The following is an 18,601-nucleotide window of genomic DNA, read 5'->3' on the forward strand; positions in this document are numbered from 1 at the left end:
GCTCTCTCGACGAAATGGCCAGAGGAGCTGCGCCCGACAGCTCTTTTTTTAATTCGATCTGGTGTGCATATTGTCATTTTCTGACCTGTTTGCCCACTGGAATACTCTGAGCAAAACGAAACACATTATGGGGATCGTACTTTCGTTTCACCTGCTTCAATCTGCCAAAGTTCACGCCATAATATGCCTTGGGCCAATTCTTAATCTGCAGGTCGGGAAAATTCACATAGTCCCCTTTAACAAAGGGGCGCAACGCTCTACGGAACCTTTTTACCCACTGAATATTCCGCTTCTGCTCCTTGTCGTTTCTCCAGCGGGCTGACAGTTCGTAGATTGTCTCCGCCTTCCGATGAGGATAAGCTGTTGCAGTAGGCGATACTCGACTCACCGCGCTTCTTGCACCACCCAAGCTTTGACTCCACACGCTAGAATGCCTGTTAGGTGCTTTGGATAAAAAGTCCCGTATAATTCGTATTCCTTCAGGCGGCAAAGGTCGGAACCCGTAGGCCCCGGTTATTTTAAATTTCGGTTCCAAGTTCAGGTCAGATTCGGCAAAGAATTTGGTTGCTTCAATAAAAGGTACAGTCTTCACCATCACCTTCACCGGCGTGCCTGCTCGCAAGAGCGGCCTAATCCATCGACGCAGCTCCTCTGTACCGCCAAGCAATTGCCCGGTAGATACAATGGTTCCTACCTGCTTGGCAGCTACCTCAATGGTTGAGGTTAAGCGGTTTGTAACCGATGGCGCCCAGCGCTGCCAAGCCGGTAACACTTTCTCAAGATCACTCCATTTCCACGTAATGCTGTATATAGAAACCGATGAAATCGGTCTAACCCGAAATGTATATTCTGTGGCAACGCCAAAGTTCCCTCCCCCTCCGCCTCGTGATGCCCACAACAGGTCGGAATGTTTCTTTCGGTTTGCCACAATCGTCTTTGCCCCATACCGCCCCGAAGCTACGACCATCTTCACTTGTTTCAAGTTATCGCACGTAAGTCCATATTTGCGGGAAAGCAGTCCAACGCCACCTCCCAGGGTAAGCCCAGCTACGCCTACGTCGGGCGCGGTCCCCGCCGGAATTGTCACACGTTTATTCCACAGCTTTTTGTACACCCGGGCAAGTGGATTTCCCGTTTGCACAATGGCCACTCTATTTTTTCGATTAACCTTAACTTTATTCATCTCGCTCACATCGATAATAATACCGCCATTTACAGCTGAAAATCCTTCATAGCTATGGCGTCCGCTGCGCACTCGCAGCCGTATGCCCCGCTCACGAGCCCATTTGACGGCGTTGACCACATCCTGAGTTCGCTGGCAAAAAACAATGACCCTTGGAAATTTGGAGAAGCGCCTATTGTACTCCATTCTGGCCGTATTGTATGACGGATTTCCCGGAAATACGATCCTTCCGGTTAATCGTGTACTTTTCTTTTTCAACTTTCGTGTCATCTACTTTACACCGTCCCTGCTCATGACATAAGCCTTCCTCATCAGCTTATTCCTATGTAGGGACACCTGTCCTAGTTACGGCAAACGCCCAGCTCCTTTCGCTTTAACATCAATCCACCCCTGTATGAACAGGAAGCAGGTTAATGTACGCATGGCTTTTCATTGATCCATCAGCGATTGAACACTTACCGCTAATCCATAGTAATAGGATAGCAACATTTCAACAACACTCCTATGTTAAAACTGTAGAGGAAAGAAGATAAGGAGCTGAGGACAGATGAGCAAATTGACAGGAAAAATAGCGTTAGTAACGGGGGCCAGCCGGGGGATCGGGCGCAGCATCGCTTTGCGTCTTGCACAGGAGGGCGCTTTTATCGCCGTACATTACGGTCAACGCCGCAATGAAGCGGAAGCGGTCGTACAACAAATCGTCCAAAACGGAGGAAACGCCTGTGCGATTGGCGCCAATTTGAGCACGTCTGTCGGCATTCGTGAGTTGATCGCGGCGCTGGACGAAGCAATTCGAGAGCATGGAGACGGCGGCGGATTCGATATTTTGGTCAACAATGCGGGAATCGGGCAAATTCTTACTTTTGAAGAAGCGACAGAAGCTACTTTTGATGAAGTGATGACGATTAATGTCAAAGCGCCGTTTTTTGTAACGCAACAGGCTTTGCCGCGGTTGAAGGACGGCGGGCGCATCATTAACATTTCTTCCCTCGTGACGCGGGCAGCTTCCCCGGGTGTCTTCACTTACAGCATGACAAAGGGAGCGATCAATACCTTTACGCTATTGCTGGCCAAACAATTGGGGAGCCGAAATATTACGGTCAACTCCATCTTACCCGGCATCATCAACACCGAGATGAATGAAGGAACGTTGAGCGATCCAGACGGACAGAAGTATGCGGCAGATCTATCCGTTTTCAACCGGTGGGGAGAACCCGAAGACGTTGCGGATATCGCCGCTTTCCTCGCTTCTCCGGACAGTCGCTGGGTAACCGGTCAGTTGATCGATGCAAGCGGCGGTTCGCATCTGTAAAACACGGAAAACAACACGCGTGTATGTCACACTACGTGTTGTTTTCTTCGTTAGAATTGGACTACTCCAGTTGATCATATTGTTAGGCGCTTTCCACAATTAAACTCTTCGCTGTAACTTATGATACGGTTCCCCGTAACGGGTCGATCGGCCAAATTTTAGGGGGACCTGTTAAGCAGCAGAAATTCTGCCTTTACCTTCTCTACAGCCTCTTCGCGGCCACCTACCTGCAGTTTCAGGTAGATGGATGAGATATAATTCCGAATGGTTCCCTCCGATAGATGCAGTCTCTGCGCGATCTCCTTGTTACGAAGCCCTTCTGTCAGGCACCGGAGAACATCGATTTCCCGTTCAGTCAGCTCGTACGGATTCGGCGCTTTATCCCCCTTCTGGTTTTGGAATAATTGATGGGCTACATCTTGCGAGATAAACGTCCCCCCGCCGTATATGAGCCGGATGGTTGCTGCCAGCTCCTTAGGGTGTATGGATTTCAGCATATAGCCTTCCGCCCCGATTCGAAGCGCCTCCGACGCCAAAGAAATATCTTCAATCGTTGTGATCATAATGATCCGAATGTCCGGCCATGTCTCTTTAATGGACCTGGTAGCCGCGATGCCATCCATTTCCGGCATGTTGATGTCCATCAAAACAATGTCGGGACGATCTTTCCCGCATTGCGCAACGGCCTGTTTGCCGTCGCCAACAACCACGACTTCAAAATCCTTCTCTTCTCCCAACAGGAGCCTCAGGCTCTCACGGATCAAAGGTTGGTCATCAGCCAAAAGAATTTTGATCTTCTGTCCGCCTTCACGAGATGGATTGGGAATCGTGCAGGTGACCATCGTGCCCGCCTCCGCTTGCGAATGGATATAGAGTTGGCCTTGCAATGGGGCCAGTCGCTCCTTCATGCCTGTCAGACCAAATCCATATTGAAGGTTATCGTCGCCTTTGCCGTTATCCTGGACCTGCAGCATCACCTGCAGATGATCGTACTGAAGCAGGACTTGAATCGTGCTGGCTTGCCCATGACGGCTGGCATTGGTCAACGCTTCCTGGAGGCAGCGATACAAAACAAGCTTGGCTTGCTTCATGACAGGGTAAGGCTCGCCCATCGTACGAAATACAACTCGAATCCCGGTGTTCTCCTTGAATTCGTCCAGCATCTGAAGCAGCGATCGATCCAAAGGCAGCGCCTCCTCAACCGGATCCATCTGATGCACCTGATGGCGAATATCGTCCAGCCCCGTTCTCGCCAGCTTGAGCATGCCCTGCAGCTTGGCTTCTCCCTCGTCCGAATGAATATGGGACTTCAATGTCTCCATCCCCAAAATCAAGGAAGTAAAGGTGTGTCCAATGATATCATGCAGCTCGCGAGCCATGCGGTAACGTTCCTCCAGCAGCGTCATTCTTTCGATCTGCGAGGAATAGTGCTCCAAAATCGTATATTGTTCTTTGATTAACGCCAGCTTCTGCCTGATGGCATTGATCGCCAAAGCCCCCTTTTGCAGCGCATAACTGACACCGTAGAGGATCATCGCGTCGAATAAGCTTTGCCATATGACAGAGTGAGACAACGACGAAATGACGGAATTCCCCGCGCTCAGAACAAACAATGTTACAGCTGCGGGCAGCGAGTACCAGTGGGCTCGCCCCCGGCTATAGAATGCAATCGTAAAGAGAGCCGGCGGAAACAATCTTATCAAACCAAGGTCGTAAGCAAGAAATAAGGATACTCCTCCAGCCAGCAAGCATTCCGCAATCAGATATTGGGAGTATCGGCCCTTCACAAAGAAAAAGGGGATAAGATTACATAGCAAAAGTGGAACAAACACCATCCAAAAAGGAAAGGCTGGCTGATCTTGATACATCAAAATGATCACGGCGACGACCCATAAGATGCGAATGGCAAGCATGGTCCAATCCGGCCATGACCACCGTTTTGGGATAAGAAAACGCATATGTACAACTCCGTTCACTCTTTTTGAATTGAGCGACAAACCGGCGGGAACAGGCCCGATTTTACTTGTCATTCGAGAGTATGACTCCTTGTCACTCGGCTTTATGACAGCTGTTCTGTTACGTTGAGGGCGGTTGAGATGAATCCCCTAGAATACGGAAAATTATATCTCATTCCAATTGCCAATAAAAGGAGCTGGTTGCATTGTCGCTGCTGCAAATTCGCGAACTCACAAAAAGGATAGGAAACAAAGTCATTGTTGATCGGGTAACGCTGGATATGGAAGAGGGGGAAATCTTGGGGCTCCTCGGCCCGAACGGAGCAGGAAAAACGACGACGATTCGGATGATCGTGGGCCTCATGTCCAAATCGGGAGGTGAGGTTCTGATCAACGGTATGGATGCTCATACACATTTTGAACAAGCCATGAAACACGTTGGCGTCATCGTGGAAAATCCGGATTTATACAAATATCTATCAGGTTATGACAATTTGATTCACTTCTCCCGCATGACGCCGGGCGTGACAGAGGCAAGAATCCGGGAAGTCATCGCTCTTGTCGGGTTGGAGGTCAGCATTAATGATAAAGTGTCCACCTACTCTCTAGGCATGCGGCAGCGGTTAGGCCTCGCCATCGTTCTCGTCCATAAGCCTTCCCTGCTTGTCCTTGATGAACCAACTAACGGACTCGACCCGGCAGGGATCCGGGAGCTGAGAGGCCACTTGAAGTATCTCGCGCACAAAGAAGGCGTAGGCATTATGATCTCCAGCCACCTCATGTCCGAGATGGAAATGATGTGCGACCGGGTCGCGATTTTGCAAAAAGGGAAGCTGGCAGGCGTTCATCAAATATCGGATATGGCGGACGACGAACGAACCCAAGTCCGATTCGAGGTCGACCGGCCGGATTTAGCAGTACAGATCCTGCAAGCGATCATGGCAGGCGATGAAATAACGGCCGATCAACACCACATTCAAATCCGTATCGCCAAAGGGCATATCCCTGAGATTAGCCGAAAGCTGATGGAGGCCGGAATTAATGTGTATGGTGTGAGCACGATCAAGAAGACGCTGGAAGACAAGTTCATGGAGGTAACAGGAGGAGAACAACATTGATTCCACTTATTCGCAATGAAAACATGAAGATTTATAAACGAAAGCGTACGTGGGTGATGATTGCCATCGTTTTGTTATACGTGCTGCTTCAAATCGTAAATTTGAAGACAGCCGGAAACAGCTTGACAGGTGACAATTGGCGAGCACAGCTGGAACAAGAAAATGTGCAATACAGCCAGGAAGCTGCCAAGCCGGATGCGCTGAAGATTGAAATCAAACAGGCCGAGAAACATATCCTGCTGAATCAATACTATTTAGATCGCAACATCCCGCCTAGTACTAATGCCTGGAGCTTTGCAGTAGGCCAAGTGCAGAATATCATTTTTGCGGCTTCTTTAATTTCGGTCATTATTGCCGGCGAAATCGTTGCCGCCGAATTCGTATCCGGCACGATCAAGCTGCTGTTGACCCGTTCCGCCAGCCGCACCAAGATCTATCTGTCCAAGTACATCGCCGCCATTCTGTTCGCCCTGTTGTTATCTGCGGCCGGCATACTCTTGGCCACCATCTTAGGAGGTTTCATATTCGGTTTCGATGGATTAGCGGACAGCTATTTCTATGTCAAAGACCAAGCCGTAAGGGAAGTACCCACGCTGCAGATTTTGTTGGCTGGATATGTTCTTCATATTCCATTCTTGCTGATCGCAACTACGCTCTCTTTCATGATTTCCGCTGCTTTCCGCAGCACGACCTTCTCCATCGTGATTTCCCTGCTTGTTGCATTGGCTGGATTCGTAATCGCGATCGCGATGGACGGCTGGGCATGGACGAAATACTTCGTCTTCTCCCACACTGACCTAACACCGCTCCTGTACGGAAATCCTTCTGTTGATGGGGTAACGTTAGGATTCTCCCTTGTATTTATCGTGCTTCATCTCGCACTCATGCATTTGATATCATACCCCTTGTTTGTAAAGCGGGATGTAACCTAAGAGCAAACCTGTTTAAAAACCTCATTAAGAAAAGGGTGATATATATGAAAAGAACGAGATCAATCCAAGGCTTGATGATTTTAGCGGCATTATTGCTGCTGATAACAGCCTGCCAAGCAAAAGAAGAAGCGGAGAAAAAGACCCTGGAATTACCCGCAAACAATTTATCCAAGCTCGTCATTGACCATCGAAATGGGGAAATTCAGATTACAGGCAGCGCCGATTCGGATAAGATCGAAGTGATTGCTCTTGCTAAAGCAAAAGGAATAAGTATGGACAAATTGAAGTTTACACTGGAAGCGCAGCAAGAAAATGCTTATCTGGATGCTCGGTTTGGAGAGCAATTCCTTGCCATGGGGTCTGGAGCGGTCGATTTGGTCATCAACATTCCGGAACAACTCCAAGTGGACATTACTTCACATCGCGACGGAAATATTCACCTCTCGGATTTATCATCCAGCGCCAAGCTCGACAATATCAATGGCGATATTCACGTGTCGAACCTATCCGGGTCCCTTGAAATCGACAATCGCGACGGTAACCTGACCGTTCAAGATATCGGTTCAGATGTAATCATTCATAATATCAATGGACATATTCAGATCGATCGCGTAGATGGTTCAGCCGAGATACATGTCGGAGACGGCAGCCTGGATATGGATCACGTGATGAAAAATGCAACCATAAAGCAATCCGGTAACGGAAAAATCAACATCGGCGAGGTCAAGGGCGAAATCTTCCAAAATAAAGAATAGCAAATGAACCAATCTACTCCATATGTGGTTTATTTCCCGCCTGTAGAGGAAGGCGTCCTCATCACATAAAAAACAAATAAAAGGAGCTGCGTATGGCAGCTCCTTTTATTTGGATTCGAGATCAGTCATTCAGGGGTTTTCCTGATGAAAGCAAAAGCCCTCCGCCGTTTCGGGGGAAGGGCCTGTTCATATGTCCATCATGATCAAGGCGACGGGGCATTGCAAGACGAAGACTTTGTTTTTTCGGCCAGCCTGGAAATTGACTCGATGTCTTGCTCCGTTAATTGATCAAAAAAATGTCTGCGTATTGCCTTCGAGACGACGGGACGTGCATCATCAAGCGCTGATTTCCCTGCCGGAGTGATGGTGACTTGAACGCCACGATCCGTGTTCAGCGGTTTCCTCTTCACGAGTCCACGTTTCTCCATCCGCGTCAGATGATGTGACAATCGGCTCTTATCCCAACCCATCGAGTCGGCTAAATCCTGCTGGCGAAGGCTGCCTTCCCCTAACAGGTCTAACCGGTCCAAGACTCCAAAGTCCCCTTCGGATAGCCCTGTATTCTCAGACATGTCTTTGATTACGCGGCCGAAGATGGTCTGGAAGGAACCCTTCCACATATGCCATATTCTCATTTCTTCTTTGTTCATCTCGTTCTTATCCATGAAAACATCATATCATGGTTGACGCATCAACCACAACATGTTACAGTGGATACCAGGTTGACATATCAACAATAACAAATTCTGATCATCAAGTTGATACATCAACCTTAAGAAATTTACTAAATACACACTTCGATACACAAAAAAGGAGACGATTACGATGCAAAATAAACCGGTCGCCCTGGTTACCGGGGCCAACAAAGGAATCGGTCTTCAAATTGCAAAGGATCTCGCGGGGCACGGCTTTACCGTGCTCGTCGGATCTCGCAATCTCGAGAATGGAGAAACGGCGGCGAAGAGCATCGGAGCGGATGCCCGCGCCCTCCAACTCGACGTCACGAGTCAGGCCTCCATCGCAGCCGCTGCAGAGCGCATCGGCAGCGAGCTCGGCCGTCTTGACGTGCTCGTCAACAATGCCGGCATCTCTCACGCGGGCAAGCCAGGCCGGACGCTTGAGGAGATCGGGAATTCAGGTCGGCCTAGCGCTGCGTCTCTGGACGAGGTGCGGGCAGTGTTCGAGACGAACGTGTTCGGCGTGATCGCCGTCACGCAAGCGATGCTGCCGCTCTTGCTTAAGGCACCGGCTGGACGCATCGTCAACGTATCAAGCGGCGCAGGCTCGCTGACGTTGAACGCGGACCCGACCAATCCGCACCGTCCGATGTTCGGCGCCGTTTACAGCCCGTCCAAAACCGCCCTGAATGCGATCACGCTCGCTTTTGCCATCGAACTCGAGTCCACAGGCATCAAGGTCAACGCCGTATGCCCGGGCTTCACTTCCACGGACCTCAACAACTTCGAGGGTACGGGCAATGTCGAGCAGGCCGCACGTCAACCTGTGCGCCTCGCACTCCTCGATGAGAACGGCCCGACGGGTACGTTTTCGAACGAGAGCGGCCTGCTCCCATGGTGATACAGCCTGGACGTTATGACTTAAAACCAATTTCTCTCCAAGAAAGGAACCTTATTTATGAATATCAACGTTAATACGCCTACTCCGGTCATTTCAATAAAACCGGTAGTGCTAACCGCCCCGGATCGGGGTGAGGATCTGCAAGTGCGGGTATCTGCGCCCGCGACGGGACACAACCTGCCGATTGTGGTTTTCTCCCACGGCTTTGGCTCGTCGATGGACGGTTATGCCCCGTTGGCTGACTTCTGGGCCGCTCACGGCTTCGTGGTCATCCAACCTACCCACCTCGACTCCAGAACGCTGAATCTTCCTCCTGAAGATCCCCGTACACCGCTGATCTGGCGCGTTCGAATCGATGATCTGAAACGCGTCCTCGACCAGCTTGACCAGATTGCGGCTTCTATTCCCGGCCTCAGCGGGCGCCTGGATCGAAGCCGCATCGCCGCAGCCGGCCACTCTTGGGGAGGCCAGACAGTGAGCACGCTGCTCGGCGCGCGGGTCCTCGATGCCGACGGCGAGCCGGGCGAAGACATGTCCGATCCGCGGATCAAGGCAGGCGTGCTGCTTGCCACGACGGGCAAAGGTGGAGCTGATTTGACCCCATTCGCAGCCGAGCATTTTCCTTTCATGAACCCGAGCTTCGAGGACATGAATACGCCGACCCTCGTGGTGGCAGGAGATAAGGACCAGTCCATGCTTTCCACTCGGGGACCGGACTGGTTCGCCGACCCGTACTTTCTGAGCCCAGGCAAGAAGAGCCTGCTTACCCTTTTCGGGGGAGAACACTCGCTTGGCGGAATCCCCGGGTACAGCGTCACGGAGACAACGGACGAGAGTTCCGAACGGGTCGCCCTGCTCCAACGAATCACATGGGCTTACCTGCGCAGTGCGCTGGGCATCGACGATTCCAGCTGGCAAGCAGCCCTGGCAGATCTTGAAGAGGACGACAATGCTCTGGGTCGCATCGAATCCAAGTAAGGGCCTGGCGGCTATACCGACTTTATGCAATGACCATGGAACATAGCAGATGCACCATTTCGAAGGTGCATCTGGCGAACTTTATATACCGTTTCCACGGGTACAAATCCAAAACAATACTCTTGAGCGGACACTCTTAAAGTGTTCGCTCTTTTATGCTTTTTCCTAATTGCTTTATCGCGCAGTCAAGCTTGAAGATGATTATCTACTAATAGCCGTTCCTCTTTTCTACCGTTCACATAGATTATAGGAAGATAGTAAACGATCATCACTGGTAAGGGGAGCGATAGGATGGGAACCCGCACAGGAAACACCATAAAACAGCAGGGAGTCTCTATTATTGCCTGCACGAAACGCCAAAGCTATATACGAAACTTGTTTAATAATTTCAGCCGGCAGAACCATGCAAAGAAAGAGCTTATTATTATCGTCAACAACGATAAGATCCCACTTGAACCTTATCAGACGTTAGCCAAAAAGCATCAAAACGTACAAGTCTATCGGGTTCCGGAACGCTCCTCGCTCGGTGCTTGTCTGAACTTTGCCGTCAAGAAATCAAAGTACAGCTATGTGGCCAAATTCGACGATGACGATTATTACGCTCCCTACTATTTGACGGAAAGCCTTGAGGCCTTTCAAAGAACCAACGCCGATGTGATCGGAAAGCGGGCGCATTATATGTATTTGCGTGGATCAAATACCCTGGTCCTTCGTTTCCCGCAGGATGAAAATCGCCCCGTAACCAAGCTCCCTGGCGCAACGCTTGTCATTAAACGGAACGTTCTTAACAACGTTCGCTTCCCGGATCGAAATGTCGGCGAAGACGATCTTTTTTGCTTAAGAAGCAAGCGGAAGGGGTACAACGTTTATTCTGCTGGAAAGCATAATTTTGTCGCCATTCGCAGGAAAAACTCATCCAACCATACATGGATCATCAGCGATAAAAAGATCCTCGCTCACAGCAGAAAAATTCCGCCTGTAAAAAATTACGAAAAGTTTGTGCAGAAAAAGCCAAAGGGTGCATTATAATGCCAAACCCGGATATTTCCCGTGAGAAGAATGCTGTTTCCATCATTACGTGTACCAAAAGGCAGCAGTGCATGGATACCCTTTTTCATAACTACAGCAGACAAAATTATAAGAATAAAGAGCTGATCGTCATATTAAATCAACGTAATCTGAAGGTCAGCGAGTATATAAAGGCGGCAAATCAACATCCAAATGTGAGGATCTACAGCTTGCCGGAGCATGTATCGCTTGGCCATTGCCTTAATTACGGGGCCTCTTTAGCTAAATACGGGCTTATTGCCAAATTTGACGATGACGACTATTATGCTCCCGGCTATTTAACGGACAGTGTGCGAACCCTGTTAAAGACCAACGCCGATATTGTGGGAAAGCGGGCCCACTATATGTATTTGAGCGGCAAAAAACTCCTCCTGCTTCGCTACTATAACAGGGCCAATCAATATGTTTCCCTCGTTCAGGGAGCAACCCTTCTCGTCAAACGGCATGTGCTAAGCCAGGTTGGGTTTCCCGATCAAAATCGAGGGGAGTGCGTAAAGTTTTGTGCCGACTGCCTTGCAAAGGGGTACAAGATTTATTCGGGCAGCCCATCCAACTTCCTCGCGATTCGCAGCAGGAACGCCCAAGACCATACATGGATCGTAAGCGAAAAAGAGCTTTTATCCCGCAACGTTAAAATATTGAAAGCGAGAAACCCCAAAAAATTTGTATGTCAAAATTAAATTGATCGCCGTATTGGTGAAAAATACAAAAGGAGCTTGTCGCAACCCGACAGCTCCTGAAAAAACGCTCCATGATCGACGTGAATGTCTAGCTGTATAGTAACCGTATAGCCTCTGCTTTTTCCTGAATGTACGTTATCGCTTCGAGCGGCCCCTTTATTTTGACTTCACTGCCGAGATTCCAGATCAAGTCTACATAGAAATGCAGATCCTCCGTGGCGATCTGTACCGCTGCCGTTCCGCTGCCGTCTTCGTTGCGCTGTATGCCTGAAGCAAAACGAGGATTGGATTCCAGCAGCCATATCCCCTTCCGTGTCAGCTCCATATGAAGCGTCGTCTGATCCAGATGCCCTTTTTCCGGCTTATTCATCAAAGTCATCTTGCGGATGTCCTCCCGCGAAGGGACCGATTCGTTGAGTGATACAGAAAGGATCCGATCCGCCCTGAACTGGCGAATATCTTCCCGATGGAAGCAATAAGCCGGGCAGTACCAATAACCCGAGCTTGTATAGAGACCAATGGGCTGAACATCCCTTAGGCCAACCCCGCTGCCGGAATTGTACTCCAGAGTGACCACGCTGCCAGTCATGATGGCCTGCAGCAGTGTTTGAAGAATCCCCGGGGCCATGGAACGGTACGGACTCCACAACATGATTCTCCCCTTCAGGCGGTCGATCTGTTCCTTAATATCGGCAGGCAGATAATGATAGAACTTGTGCAATGCAGACTCGGCCCCATCTCCAAAAGGCAGGGAACTGAAGAAATCCAATGACTGGCACGCAAAAAACATGGCGATGGCTTCGCTTTCAGAAAGGCTGATAGGCGGGAGCATTCTTTCTTGAAGCAGTTTATACCCTCCGCCTCTTCCTTGGATGGAATAGATCGGTATACCGAGTTCACTCAGTTCCTGCAAGTCCCGAGTAATGGTTCGGGTGGATCGCCCAAATTCATCGGCAAGTTCCTTCACGGTAAATGACTTTTTGGCATTGATCGCCATAATTAATTGAATGAGACGCTGGGGCTTGTGCATGGTCATCTCCTCCTCAAGGTTTTTCCATTATACCCTCCAAATAAGACATGAACTGTCTTATTTATGTGATACGCTCTTCACGTAAAGCAATCTCAACCATTAACCTGCGAGGAGAGTTAACTCATATGCATAAGCACACAAATGAAGAAATCGGTTTTGTATTCGTCCATGGTGCGGGATTAGGGAGCCAAATATGGAGCAGCGTCGTGAAAGGACTGGATCATCCTGCTTTGCTTCTTGAGTTTCCTCTTAGAGACAACTCCGCGGATTCCGGGAGCAGTCTGACTTTAGAAGATTATGTGGTCCATATGAAAAAACAAGTGAATGAATGGAGCATTCCAAGGTTTGTTATCGTAGCCCATTCGCTTGGGGGAGTTCTTGCCCTGAGACTCGCATCGGAGTTCGCTGATCGAGTGGCGGGATTTGTTGCTATAGGGGCGGCTATCCCCAAGAACGGCGGTTCATTCGTATCTGTCCTTCCATTCCCGAAAAGAATGATCATGTCGGCCATAATGCGCAGATGGGGCACAAAACCTCCCGAATCCGTAATCCGCGCGGGATTATGCAATGACTTGTCCGAGGATCAGACAACGGAAATCGTAAAAGCGTTCATCCCCGAGGCCGTACGCGTATACACAGACCGGGTTGATGCAGGCGTCCCGCTTGTTCCCAAGCTGTACGTCAAGTTAACGGAGGATAAGGAATTCCATCCTTCCTTGCAAAATAAAATGATCGCAAACCTTTCCCCGCAATCTGTCCAGCATTTGCAGGCCGGGCACTTACCGATGATCAGCAGTCCGGATCATTTGAGGCAGCTATTGCGGTCTTTCCTGAACAGCCTGGATGAATCGCGCAGGCCCGCTGCCCAATCGTTCAATGCCCGTGAACAGCGAACGTAACCCTTTGCCCTGATCCGGAACCAACCGGCCTTATGCCTGCAACGGTCTTCCTGCTTTACGGGTGGTCCCTTCGGTAAGTATCGATGCTTTTGTACCCTTCGCCTAAAATCTTTTTCATTTCGGTTCGTCGTTTGGCCCGGGTTGACTCCTGTACGGCACTGTAGACATAACGAGCCCAATCCTTCCGGTATCCTGGAGTAAGGGATCGATAGAAAGCCAGTGCCTCAGGACGATCGCTCAAATCCTTTTCTATAGCAGGAATCAGCGCTGCATAATCATCCACGCGTTGACTTGGCTTAGAGGGTGCATCCTTCTTCTTTTGTGCCTCCGCTTTGAAACCGACAACGGTAAACACATCGTTCAAGCCCACCATACGTGCAAACTTCAGGCTGCTCGTTCCAATGTAGCCGTCCTCATCGGCTCCCACCCCTTCAAAAAGACTGTCTCTATGAATATAGGTTGAGTACACTTTGTTCCCCTTCTTGGGGTAAGCTGCGTACAAATAGCCTCCTTGATTCAAGTTGTTCTGATCAATCACTTGATGGACGAGGTCCCGAAGCGATTCGATATTAAACACGTAAGCAAAAATAAGATCATAGGGGCCGCCCGTTAATTCGGTATCATAGTCAGATAACCCCGATAAGCCGTGTTCACTCTCCGGTCTGTACAACACTGCAACCCTCTTGAATTTATGCAGATTCAACTTTTCCACAATCGTTTTTGTCATGTACAGAGCCCCCTTCGTAAATATCTTGATTATACGAGATAGAAAATATGCATTCCAGTTAACTACCCCGACCTTTCCTTCATGGCAATGAATAAGAAAGAAAATCCCCGTCTGGACGACCAGACGAGGAAATTATGCGAGACGAATTTTTGTATTGTTGTTTACGCATTACGGCTGAATTGATTCACTGCACTGAACAGGGCTTTGACAGATGAAGTCATGATATCAACGTCAATGCCGCATCCCCAATATACGCTGCCATCCGAAGCCGTGACCCCGATATAAGAGACCGCTTGGGATTTGGAGCCTGTTTCCAGAGCGTGCTCCGTATAGGTCAAATCGCTATAAGCCGTTCCTAGCTCGGTTTGCAGAGCATTGCTGATCGCATCAAGTCTTCCGTTTCCGGTACCTGTAATTTCCTTGATTTCATCACCGACACGGATCGTAACGATCGTTTGAAACTCCTCATCGTCCGCAGAGCGATATTTGACAAACTCCACCGGGGTTTTTATGTTTACATATTCCTTCAAGAAAATATCGTAGATTTCATCAGGCATCAGTTCCTTCTGCTGCTGGTCCGATACGTTTTTAACAAAGTATCCGAAATTTTCGCGCATTTTCGCCGGGAGATCGAGCCCGTATTTCAGCTGCAGCACGTAACCGATCCCGCCTTTGCCGGACTGGCTGTTGATGCGAATAATGTCGCCTTCATACTCCCTGCCGATGTCCTTGGGATCAATCAGCAGATAAGGGACCGACCAATGCTGAGGCTCCTGTTCCTCGCGATGTTTCATTCCTTTGGCAATGGCGTCTTGATGAGAACCTGAGAAAGCGGTAAATACCAGCTCGCCTCCGTATGGATGTCTCTCGCTTACTTTCATTTTGGTCAGCCGTTCATAAACGGAGATGATCGCAGGGATATTCTCAAAATTCAGCTTCGGGTCCACCCCGTGAGAGTACATGTTCAGAGCCAGCGTCACAATGTCCACGTTCCCTGTTCGTTCTCCGTTTCCGAACAACGTGCCTTCAACGCGCTGGGCTCCGGCCAGCATGCCCAGTTCCGCGTCTGCGACACCGGTTCCCCTGTCATTATGCGGATGGACCGACAAAATAACATGCTCACGGAAGTTCAGGTGCTCGCTCATATATTCGATCTGGCTCGCGTAGACATGCGGCATCGACATGGATACCGTCGCGGGAAGATTGATGATCACCGGGTTCTCCGCCGTTGGCTGCCATATGTCCAACACACTGTTGCAGATGTCCAGCGCAAACTCAATTTCTGTGCCTGTAAAGCTTTCCGGCGAATATTGGAACTGGAAGTTTCCTTCCGTTTCCTCCGCGCACTGCTTCAACAGCTTGGCACCGTTCAAAGCGATGTCGATGATTTCCTGTTTGGATTTGCGGAATACCTGTTCCCGCTGTGCCACGGATGTCGAGTTGTACAGATGTACTACGGCTTTTTTGGCGCCTTTCAGCGATTCAAAGGTTTTGCGGATAATATGTTCTCTCGATTGGGTAAGCACTTGGATCGTTACATCGTCCGGGATCAATTCCTGCTCAATCAATGTGCGCAAAAAAGCAAACTCCGTTTCCGATGCTGCCGGAAATCCGACTTCGATCTCCTTGAAGCCGATATCTACAAGCAATTTGAAGTACTCCAGCTTTTCCTCCAGATTCATCGGAACGATTAATGCCTGGTTTCCGTCACGAAGGTCGACGCTGCACCAAATCGGCGCCTCTGTAATATACTCCTTCCGAGTCCAATTCAAGCTTGTCTCCGGCGGCATAAAATACCCTCTGGCGTACTTGTTAACATTTTTCATGGATATCCTTCCCTTCATCGATTTTCCTGTGCTTACCCGCCTAAGATGGAACGCGCAAAAAAAGCCTTTCATCTCCATACACAGAGACGAAAGACTTTGACATCCTACGCGGTACCACTCCGAATTCATGCCATCATCGGCATGCACTCTACGGATCCGAGGCTGCATAAACGAACAAACCTTGGTTCCTCCTGATGATAACGGTCAGGCTCCGGCTCCACCTACTTAACGGGTTCAGTGAGCAACTCCAAGGCGAGTTCCGATTTCCTCCACGGCTGTTTCACACCATCCAACAGCTCTCTGTTCGCTTGGAAAACCGTACTATTCCTTTTCAACGTAGTTTAATTATTAGGAATATGCTATATCACCTATACTCTGGTGTCAAGTGTTAATTGACAACGATCGGTTAGCTGAGCGAATTTGGAATTGAAGTAAGCTTTGAAATCGCATCGATGATTATTCCCCAGTCATCCTCATGTAGCTCATGCCCTGCACCTTCCAGTGTCAATAAAACCGCGCCCGGAATTTCACTCGCTATATGTTTTCCATGTTCATAAGGGATAATGGGATCTTCCGTACCGTGTATAATCAGAGCGGGTACATTGATTTCACTCGTCCTAACCAGATAAGATTCTCCACCCGTCACCAAGCCGTGATTGCTCATGCTGGCCATATTGTCACTTCTTGCGAACTCTTTTCCGGCCAACATGCCCACTTTCTTTTCATTAAAAATATGCTTTGAACCAACCAGGATTCGGGACCGATCAATCGCAAATTTGATTACCGATTCGCTGTTAGTCCAATCGATCGCCCCCATATTCGAGAAAAAATCCATAACCCTTTCCTCCATCGGGGGGAGATGAGGCGCAAAATTGGACGTTGCCAGGAGCGTAATGGTTAGAACTCTCTCCGGATGCCGTAAAGCGATCATTTGAGTCAGCATGCCGCCCATGGACATACCCATGATATGCGCTTGCTCAATCTTGTAAGCATCCAGTACTCTAACGGCATCATCGGCCATATCTTCGAAAGAATAGCCTGGCTGACCCGGTTCGTAAGTGGTTGAACGTCCGACATCGCGGTTATCATAACGAATAACAAAACGCCCTGTGTCTGCCAGACGTTGGCAAAACTCTTCTTCCCACCAAATCATTGACGATTGAGCACCCATAATCAGCAATATAGCCGGATTACTTGGCTCTCCAAAACTGTCTGTACATATATGAATTCCATCTACCTTTACGAATCGTTCGTTCATATTCGAATCCTCCAATGACTAAATTAAAATAAAAAAACACAGGCTATTGGCCTGTGCAAACTGTAATCGAATTAGAGAATTTGAAAATGAACGCAATAAGATCATATTCCCTCTGGAGGACCCGAAGTTCGGTCACGGGACAGATCGCAAAAGGCTGCATTACATGTTCTTCAAATTCAGTTTATATGACAAGAAGGAGGAATTATTCCCTACCTTCAATTACATATAACAATCCAGGTTACCGTAAGGCAAACCATTCTTCGATTACGATGCACACTAAATAGCCTTAAACCACCGTTTAATTCATTGTGCAAAGAATATCGAAGAATTAGTTCAACACACGTAACCCCTCCGTTCATATCGGTTAGGCTGATCCTAACATAGGGTACGGATCTTTGTCAATACCTGGGAATCCACCCCGAGATAACATAGTCTGCCCAAAAAAGAAGCCTAAAAAAACGCGTCCTCCAAGGGAGAACGCGATATTAAAACAGCTTGTCGCCGGGTTTCAACATAGTCATTTGCGTTTTCGAGCGATCACTGCTAAACGACCGTTTTCGGTCGAGTACTCACAGGTAGACAGTACAACAAGCTTGTCACCATATTGGGCATTTACGCCCGTGTCATAAAGAGCAAGTTTTTTGATGTTCTGAACATACGAATCGAACTCGGCGGGCGTATTTACATTCTCAATCTGGTAGTATTTAAAAACGTCGTCCGATTTTCGATAAACTTGGGACAAGATTACGGCAACAATCTCATACTCTTCCTTTTCGTAAAGCGTGCTGAACTGGAACGCAGCATGCTCTTTATAGAAGCTTTCGTTCTTGTACTTCATTAAATCTTTAAACATCCAGCCGCTTTTCATGTGGTGTCCATGAATCAGCAAAATGTCCGAATCGTTGACCCGGCTATGCTCGTCCAAAAAGGGGAGACCGCCTTTGTTTTCCTTTTGATCGAAATCATGATTGAGATAGTACCCCGCATCCTGCGGATTCTGCATAACCGGGTACTCAATTCGAGTGCCGTCAATCTTCAGCCAGCCGACAATGTCCGAGTTTCTCTCGTAAAGCGCTCGAAATTCGGGAAGCATGACCGGCTCATTCTCCGTATTGAACAAAAGGGAGGGGAATGCATCCCCTCCGCCTTTGTCAGACCCTTCCTCCCAAACCTTGGTCAACTCTTCGATTTTCTGTTTCTCCGCATAATCCCCCAGAAAGGTTCTTGCCAGATTAACGAGGGAAAATACCAACACAAGGGAGGAAACGGCGATAAGAAATTTTTTGGTTTTGCTCATTTTCT

17 protein-coding genes and 1 other annotated feature are annotated in these 18,601 nt (G+C 48.9%); of the genes, 9 read left to right on the forward strand and 8 right to left on the reverse strand.

The window, feature by feature from the left end; genetic code table 11:
• Positions 1-73 precede the first annotated feature (73 nt).
• A complete protein-coding gene (locus L6H98_RS05805; protein ID WP_236413557.1) occupies positions 74-1,453 on the reverse strand; it encodes an FAD-binding oxidoreductase in 1,380 nt (459 codons plus the stop codon).
• A gap of 277 nt (positions 1,454-1,730) precedes the next feature.
• Here L6H98_RS05805 and L6H98_RS05810 point away from each other — a divergent pair, with 277 nt between their 5' ends.
• Positions 1,731-2,495 (forward strand): SDR family oxidoreductase, encoded by a 765-nt coding sequence (locus L6H98_RS05810; RefSeq protein WP_236413558.1) that lies wholly within the window; start codon positions 1,731-1,733, stop codon positions 2,493-2,495.
• A gap of 158 nt (positions 2,496-2,653) precedes the next feature.
• Here the strand turns inward: L6H98_RS05810 and L6H98_RS05815 are convergent, their stop codons facing one another.
• Positions 2,654-4,453 (reverse strand): hybrid sensor histidine kinase/response regulator transcription factor, encoded by a 1,800-nt coding sequence (locus L6H98_RS05815; protein ID WP_236413751.1) that lies wholly within the window; start codon positions 4,451-4,453, stop codon positions 2,654-2,656.
• A gap of 203 nt (positions 4,454-4,656) precedes the next feature.
• Here L6H98_RS05815 and L6H98_RS05820 point away from each other — a divergent pair, with 203 nt between their 5' ends.
• The 3 genes from L6H98_RS05820 to L6H98_RS05830 are packed head-to-tail and all read left to right on the forward strand — an operon-like array spanning position 4,657 to position 7,255.
• Entirely contained in the window at positions 4,657-5,568 is a 912-nt protein-coding gene (locus L6H98_RS05820) for an ABC transporter ATP-binding protein (protein ID WP_236413559.1), read from the forward strand.
• Positions 5,565-6,500, forward strand: a complete 936-nt coding sequence (locus L6H98_RS05825) for an ABC transporter permease subunit (RefSeq protein WP_236413560.1) — start codon at positions 5,565-5,567, stop codon at positions 6,498-6,500. Before L6H98_RS05820 ends, L6H98_RS05825 begins: the two co-directional genes overlap by 4 nt.
• Positions 6,501-6,544: 44 nt before the next feature.
• Positions 6,545-7,255 (forward strand): DUF4097 domain-containing protein, encoded by a 711-nt coding sequence (locus L6H98_RS05830; protein ID WP_236413561.1) that lies wholly within the window; start codon positions 6,545-6,547, stop codon positions 7,253-7,255.
• Positions 7,256-7,458: 203 nt separating this feature from the next.
• Here the strand turns inward: L6H98_RS05830 and L6H98_RS05835 are convergent, their stop codons facing one another.
• The gene (locus L6H98_RS05835; RefSeq protein ID WP_236413562.1) at positions 7,459-7,905 is read right to left on the reverse strand and encodes a MarR family transcriptional regulator; all 447 of its coding nucleotides are present in this window, start codon (positions 7,903-7,905) and stop codon (positions 7,459-7,461) included.
• Between the two features lie 175 nt (positions 7,906-8,080).
• On the opposite strand from L6H98_RS05835, the gene L6H98_RS05840 reads away from it, so the two are divergent.
• From L6H98_RS05840 to L6H98_RS05855, 4 genes are all read left to right on the forward strand, one after another.
• The gene (locus L6H98_RS05840; protein ID WP_236413563.1) at positions 8,081-8,833 is read left to right on the forward strand and encodes an SDR family oxidoreductase; all 753 of its coding nucleotides are present in this window, start codon (positions 8,081-8,083) and stop codon (positions 8,831-8,833) included.
• Positions 8,834-8,890: 57 nt separating this feature from the next.
• Positions 8,891-9,811, forward strand: coding sequence for an alpha/beta fold hydrolase (locus tag L6H98_RS05845; protein WP_236413564.1), 921 nt, complete (start codon positions 8,891-8,893; stop codon positions 9,809-9,811).
• Positions 9,812-10,102: 291 nt separating this feature from the next.
• On the forward strand, positions 10,103-10,840 hold the full coding sequence (locus L6H98_RS05850) for a glycosyltransferase family 2 protein (RefSeq protein WP_236413566.1): 738 nt from the start codon (positions 10,103-10,105) through the stop codon (positions 10,838-10,840).
• The gene (locus L6H98_RS05855) at positions 10,840-11,559 is read left to right on the forward strand and encodes a glycosyltransferase family A protein (protein WP_236413567.1); all 720 of its coding nucleotides are present in this window, start codon (positions 10,840-10,842) and stop codon (positions 11,557-11,559) included. Before L6H98_RS05850 ends, L6H98_RS05855 begins: the two co-directional genes overlap by 1 nt.
• Positions 11,560-11,647: 88 nt before the next feature.
• Here the strand turns inward: L6H98_RS05855 and L6H98_RS05860 are convergent, their stop codons facing one another.
• Positions 11,648-12,589, reverse strand: a complete 942-nt coding sequence (locus L6H98_RS05860) for a YafY family protein (RefSeq protein WP_236413569.1) — start codon at positions 12,587-12,589, stop codon at positions 11,648-11,650.
• A 125-nt stretch (positions 12,590-12,714) separates the two neighbouring features.
• On the opposite strand from L6H98_RS05860, the gene L6H98_RS05865 reads away from it, so the two are divergent.
• Positions 12,715-13,488 carry an alpha/beta hydrolase gene (locus L6H98_RS05865; protein ID WP_236413571.1) on the forward strand — a complete coding sequence of 258 codons (774 nt, stop codon included), beginning with the start codon at positions 12,715-12,717 and terminating at the stop codon, positions 13,486-13,488.
• Positions 13,489-13,543: 55 nt separating this feature from the next.
• Here L6H98_RS05865 and L6H98_RS05870 read toward each other — a convergent pair whose 3' ends face one another.
• The 4 genes from L6H98_RS05870 to L6H98_RS05885 all read right to left on the reverse strand — a co-directional run bounded on the left by L6H98_RS05870 (position 13,544) and on the right by L6H98_RS05885 (position 18,596).
• Positions 13,544-14,215 (reverse strand): YdeI/OmpD-associated family protein, encoded by a 672-nt coding sequence (locus tag L6H98_RS05870; RefSeq protein ID WP_236413573.1) that lies wholly within the window; start codon positions 14,213-14,215, stop codon positions 13,544-13,546.
• A gap of 161 nt (positions 14,216-14,376) precedes the next feature.
• A complete protein-coding gene (gene leuA / locus L6H98_RS05875) occupies positions 14,377-16,041 on the reverse strand; it encodes a 2-isopropylmalate synthase (RefSeq protein WP_236413575.1) in 1,665 nt (554 codons plus the stop codon).
• Positions 16,042-16,120: 79 nt separating this feature from the next.
• Positions 16,121-16,385, reverse strand: a binding site (T-box leader).
• A 62-nt stretch (positions 16,386-16,447) separates the two neighbouring features.
• Positions 16,448-17,299, reverse strand: a complete 852-nt coding sequence (locus tag L6H98_RS05880; RefSeq protein ID WP_236413577.1) for an alpha/beta hydrolase — start codon at positions 17,297-17,299, stop codon at positions 16,448-16,450.
• Between the two features lie 517 nt (positions 17,300-17,816).
• On the reverse strand, positions 17,817-18,596 hold the full coding sequence (locus tag L6H98_RS05885) for a class B sortase (protein ID WP_236413578.1): 780 nt from the start codon (positions 18,594-18,596) through the stop codon (positions 17,817-17,819).
• Positions 18,597-18,601 lie beyond the last annotated feature (5 nt).

The organism is Paenibacillus sp. JJ-223, from assembly GCF_927798175.1.
Lineage (GTDB): Bacteria > Bacillota > Bacilli > Paenibacillales > Paenibacillaceae > Paenibacillus > Paenibacillus hubeiensis.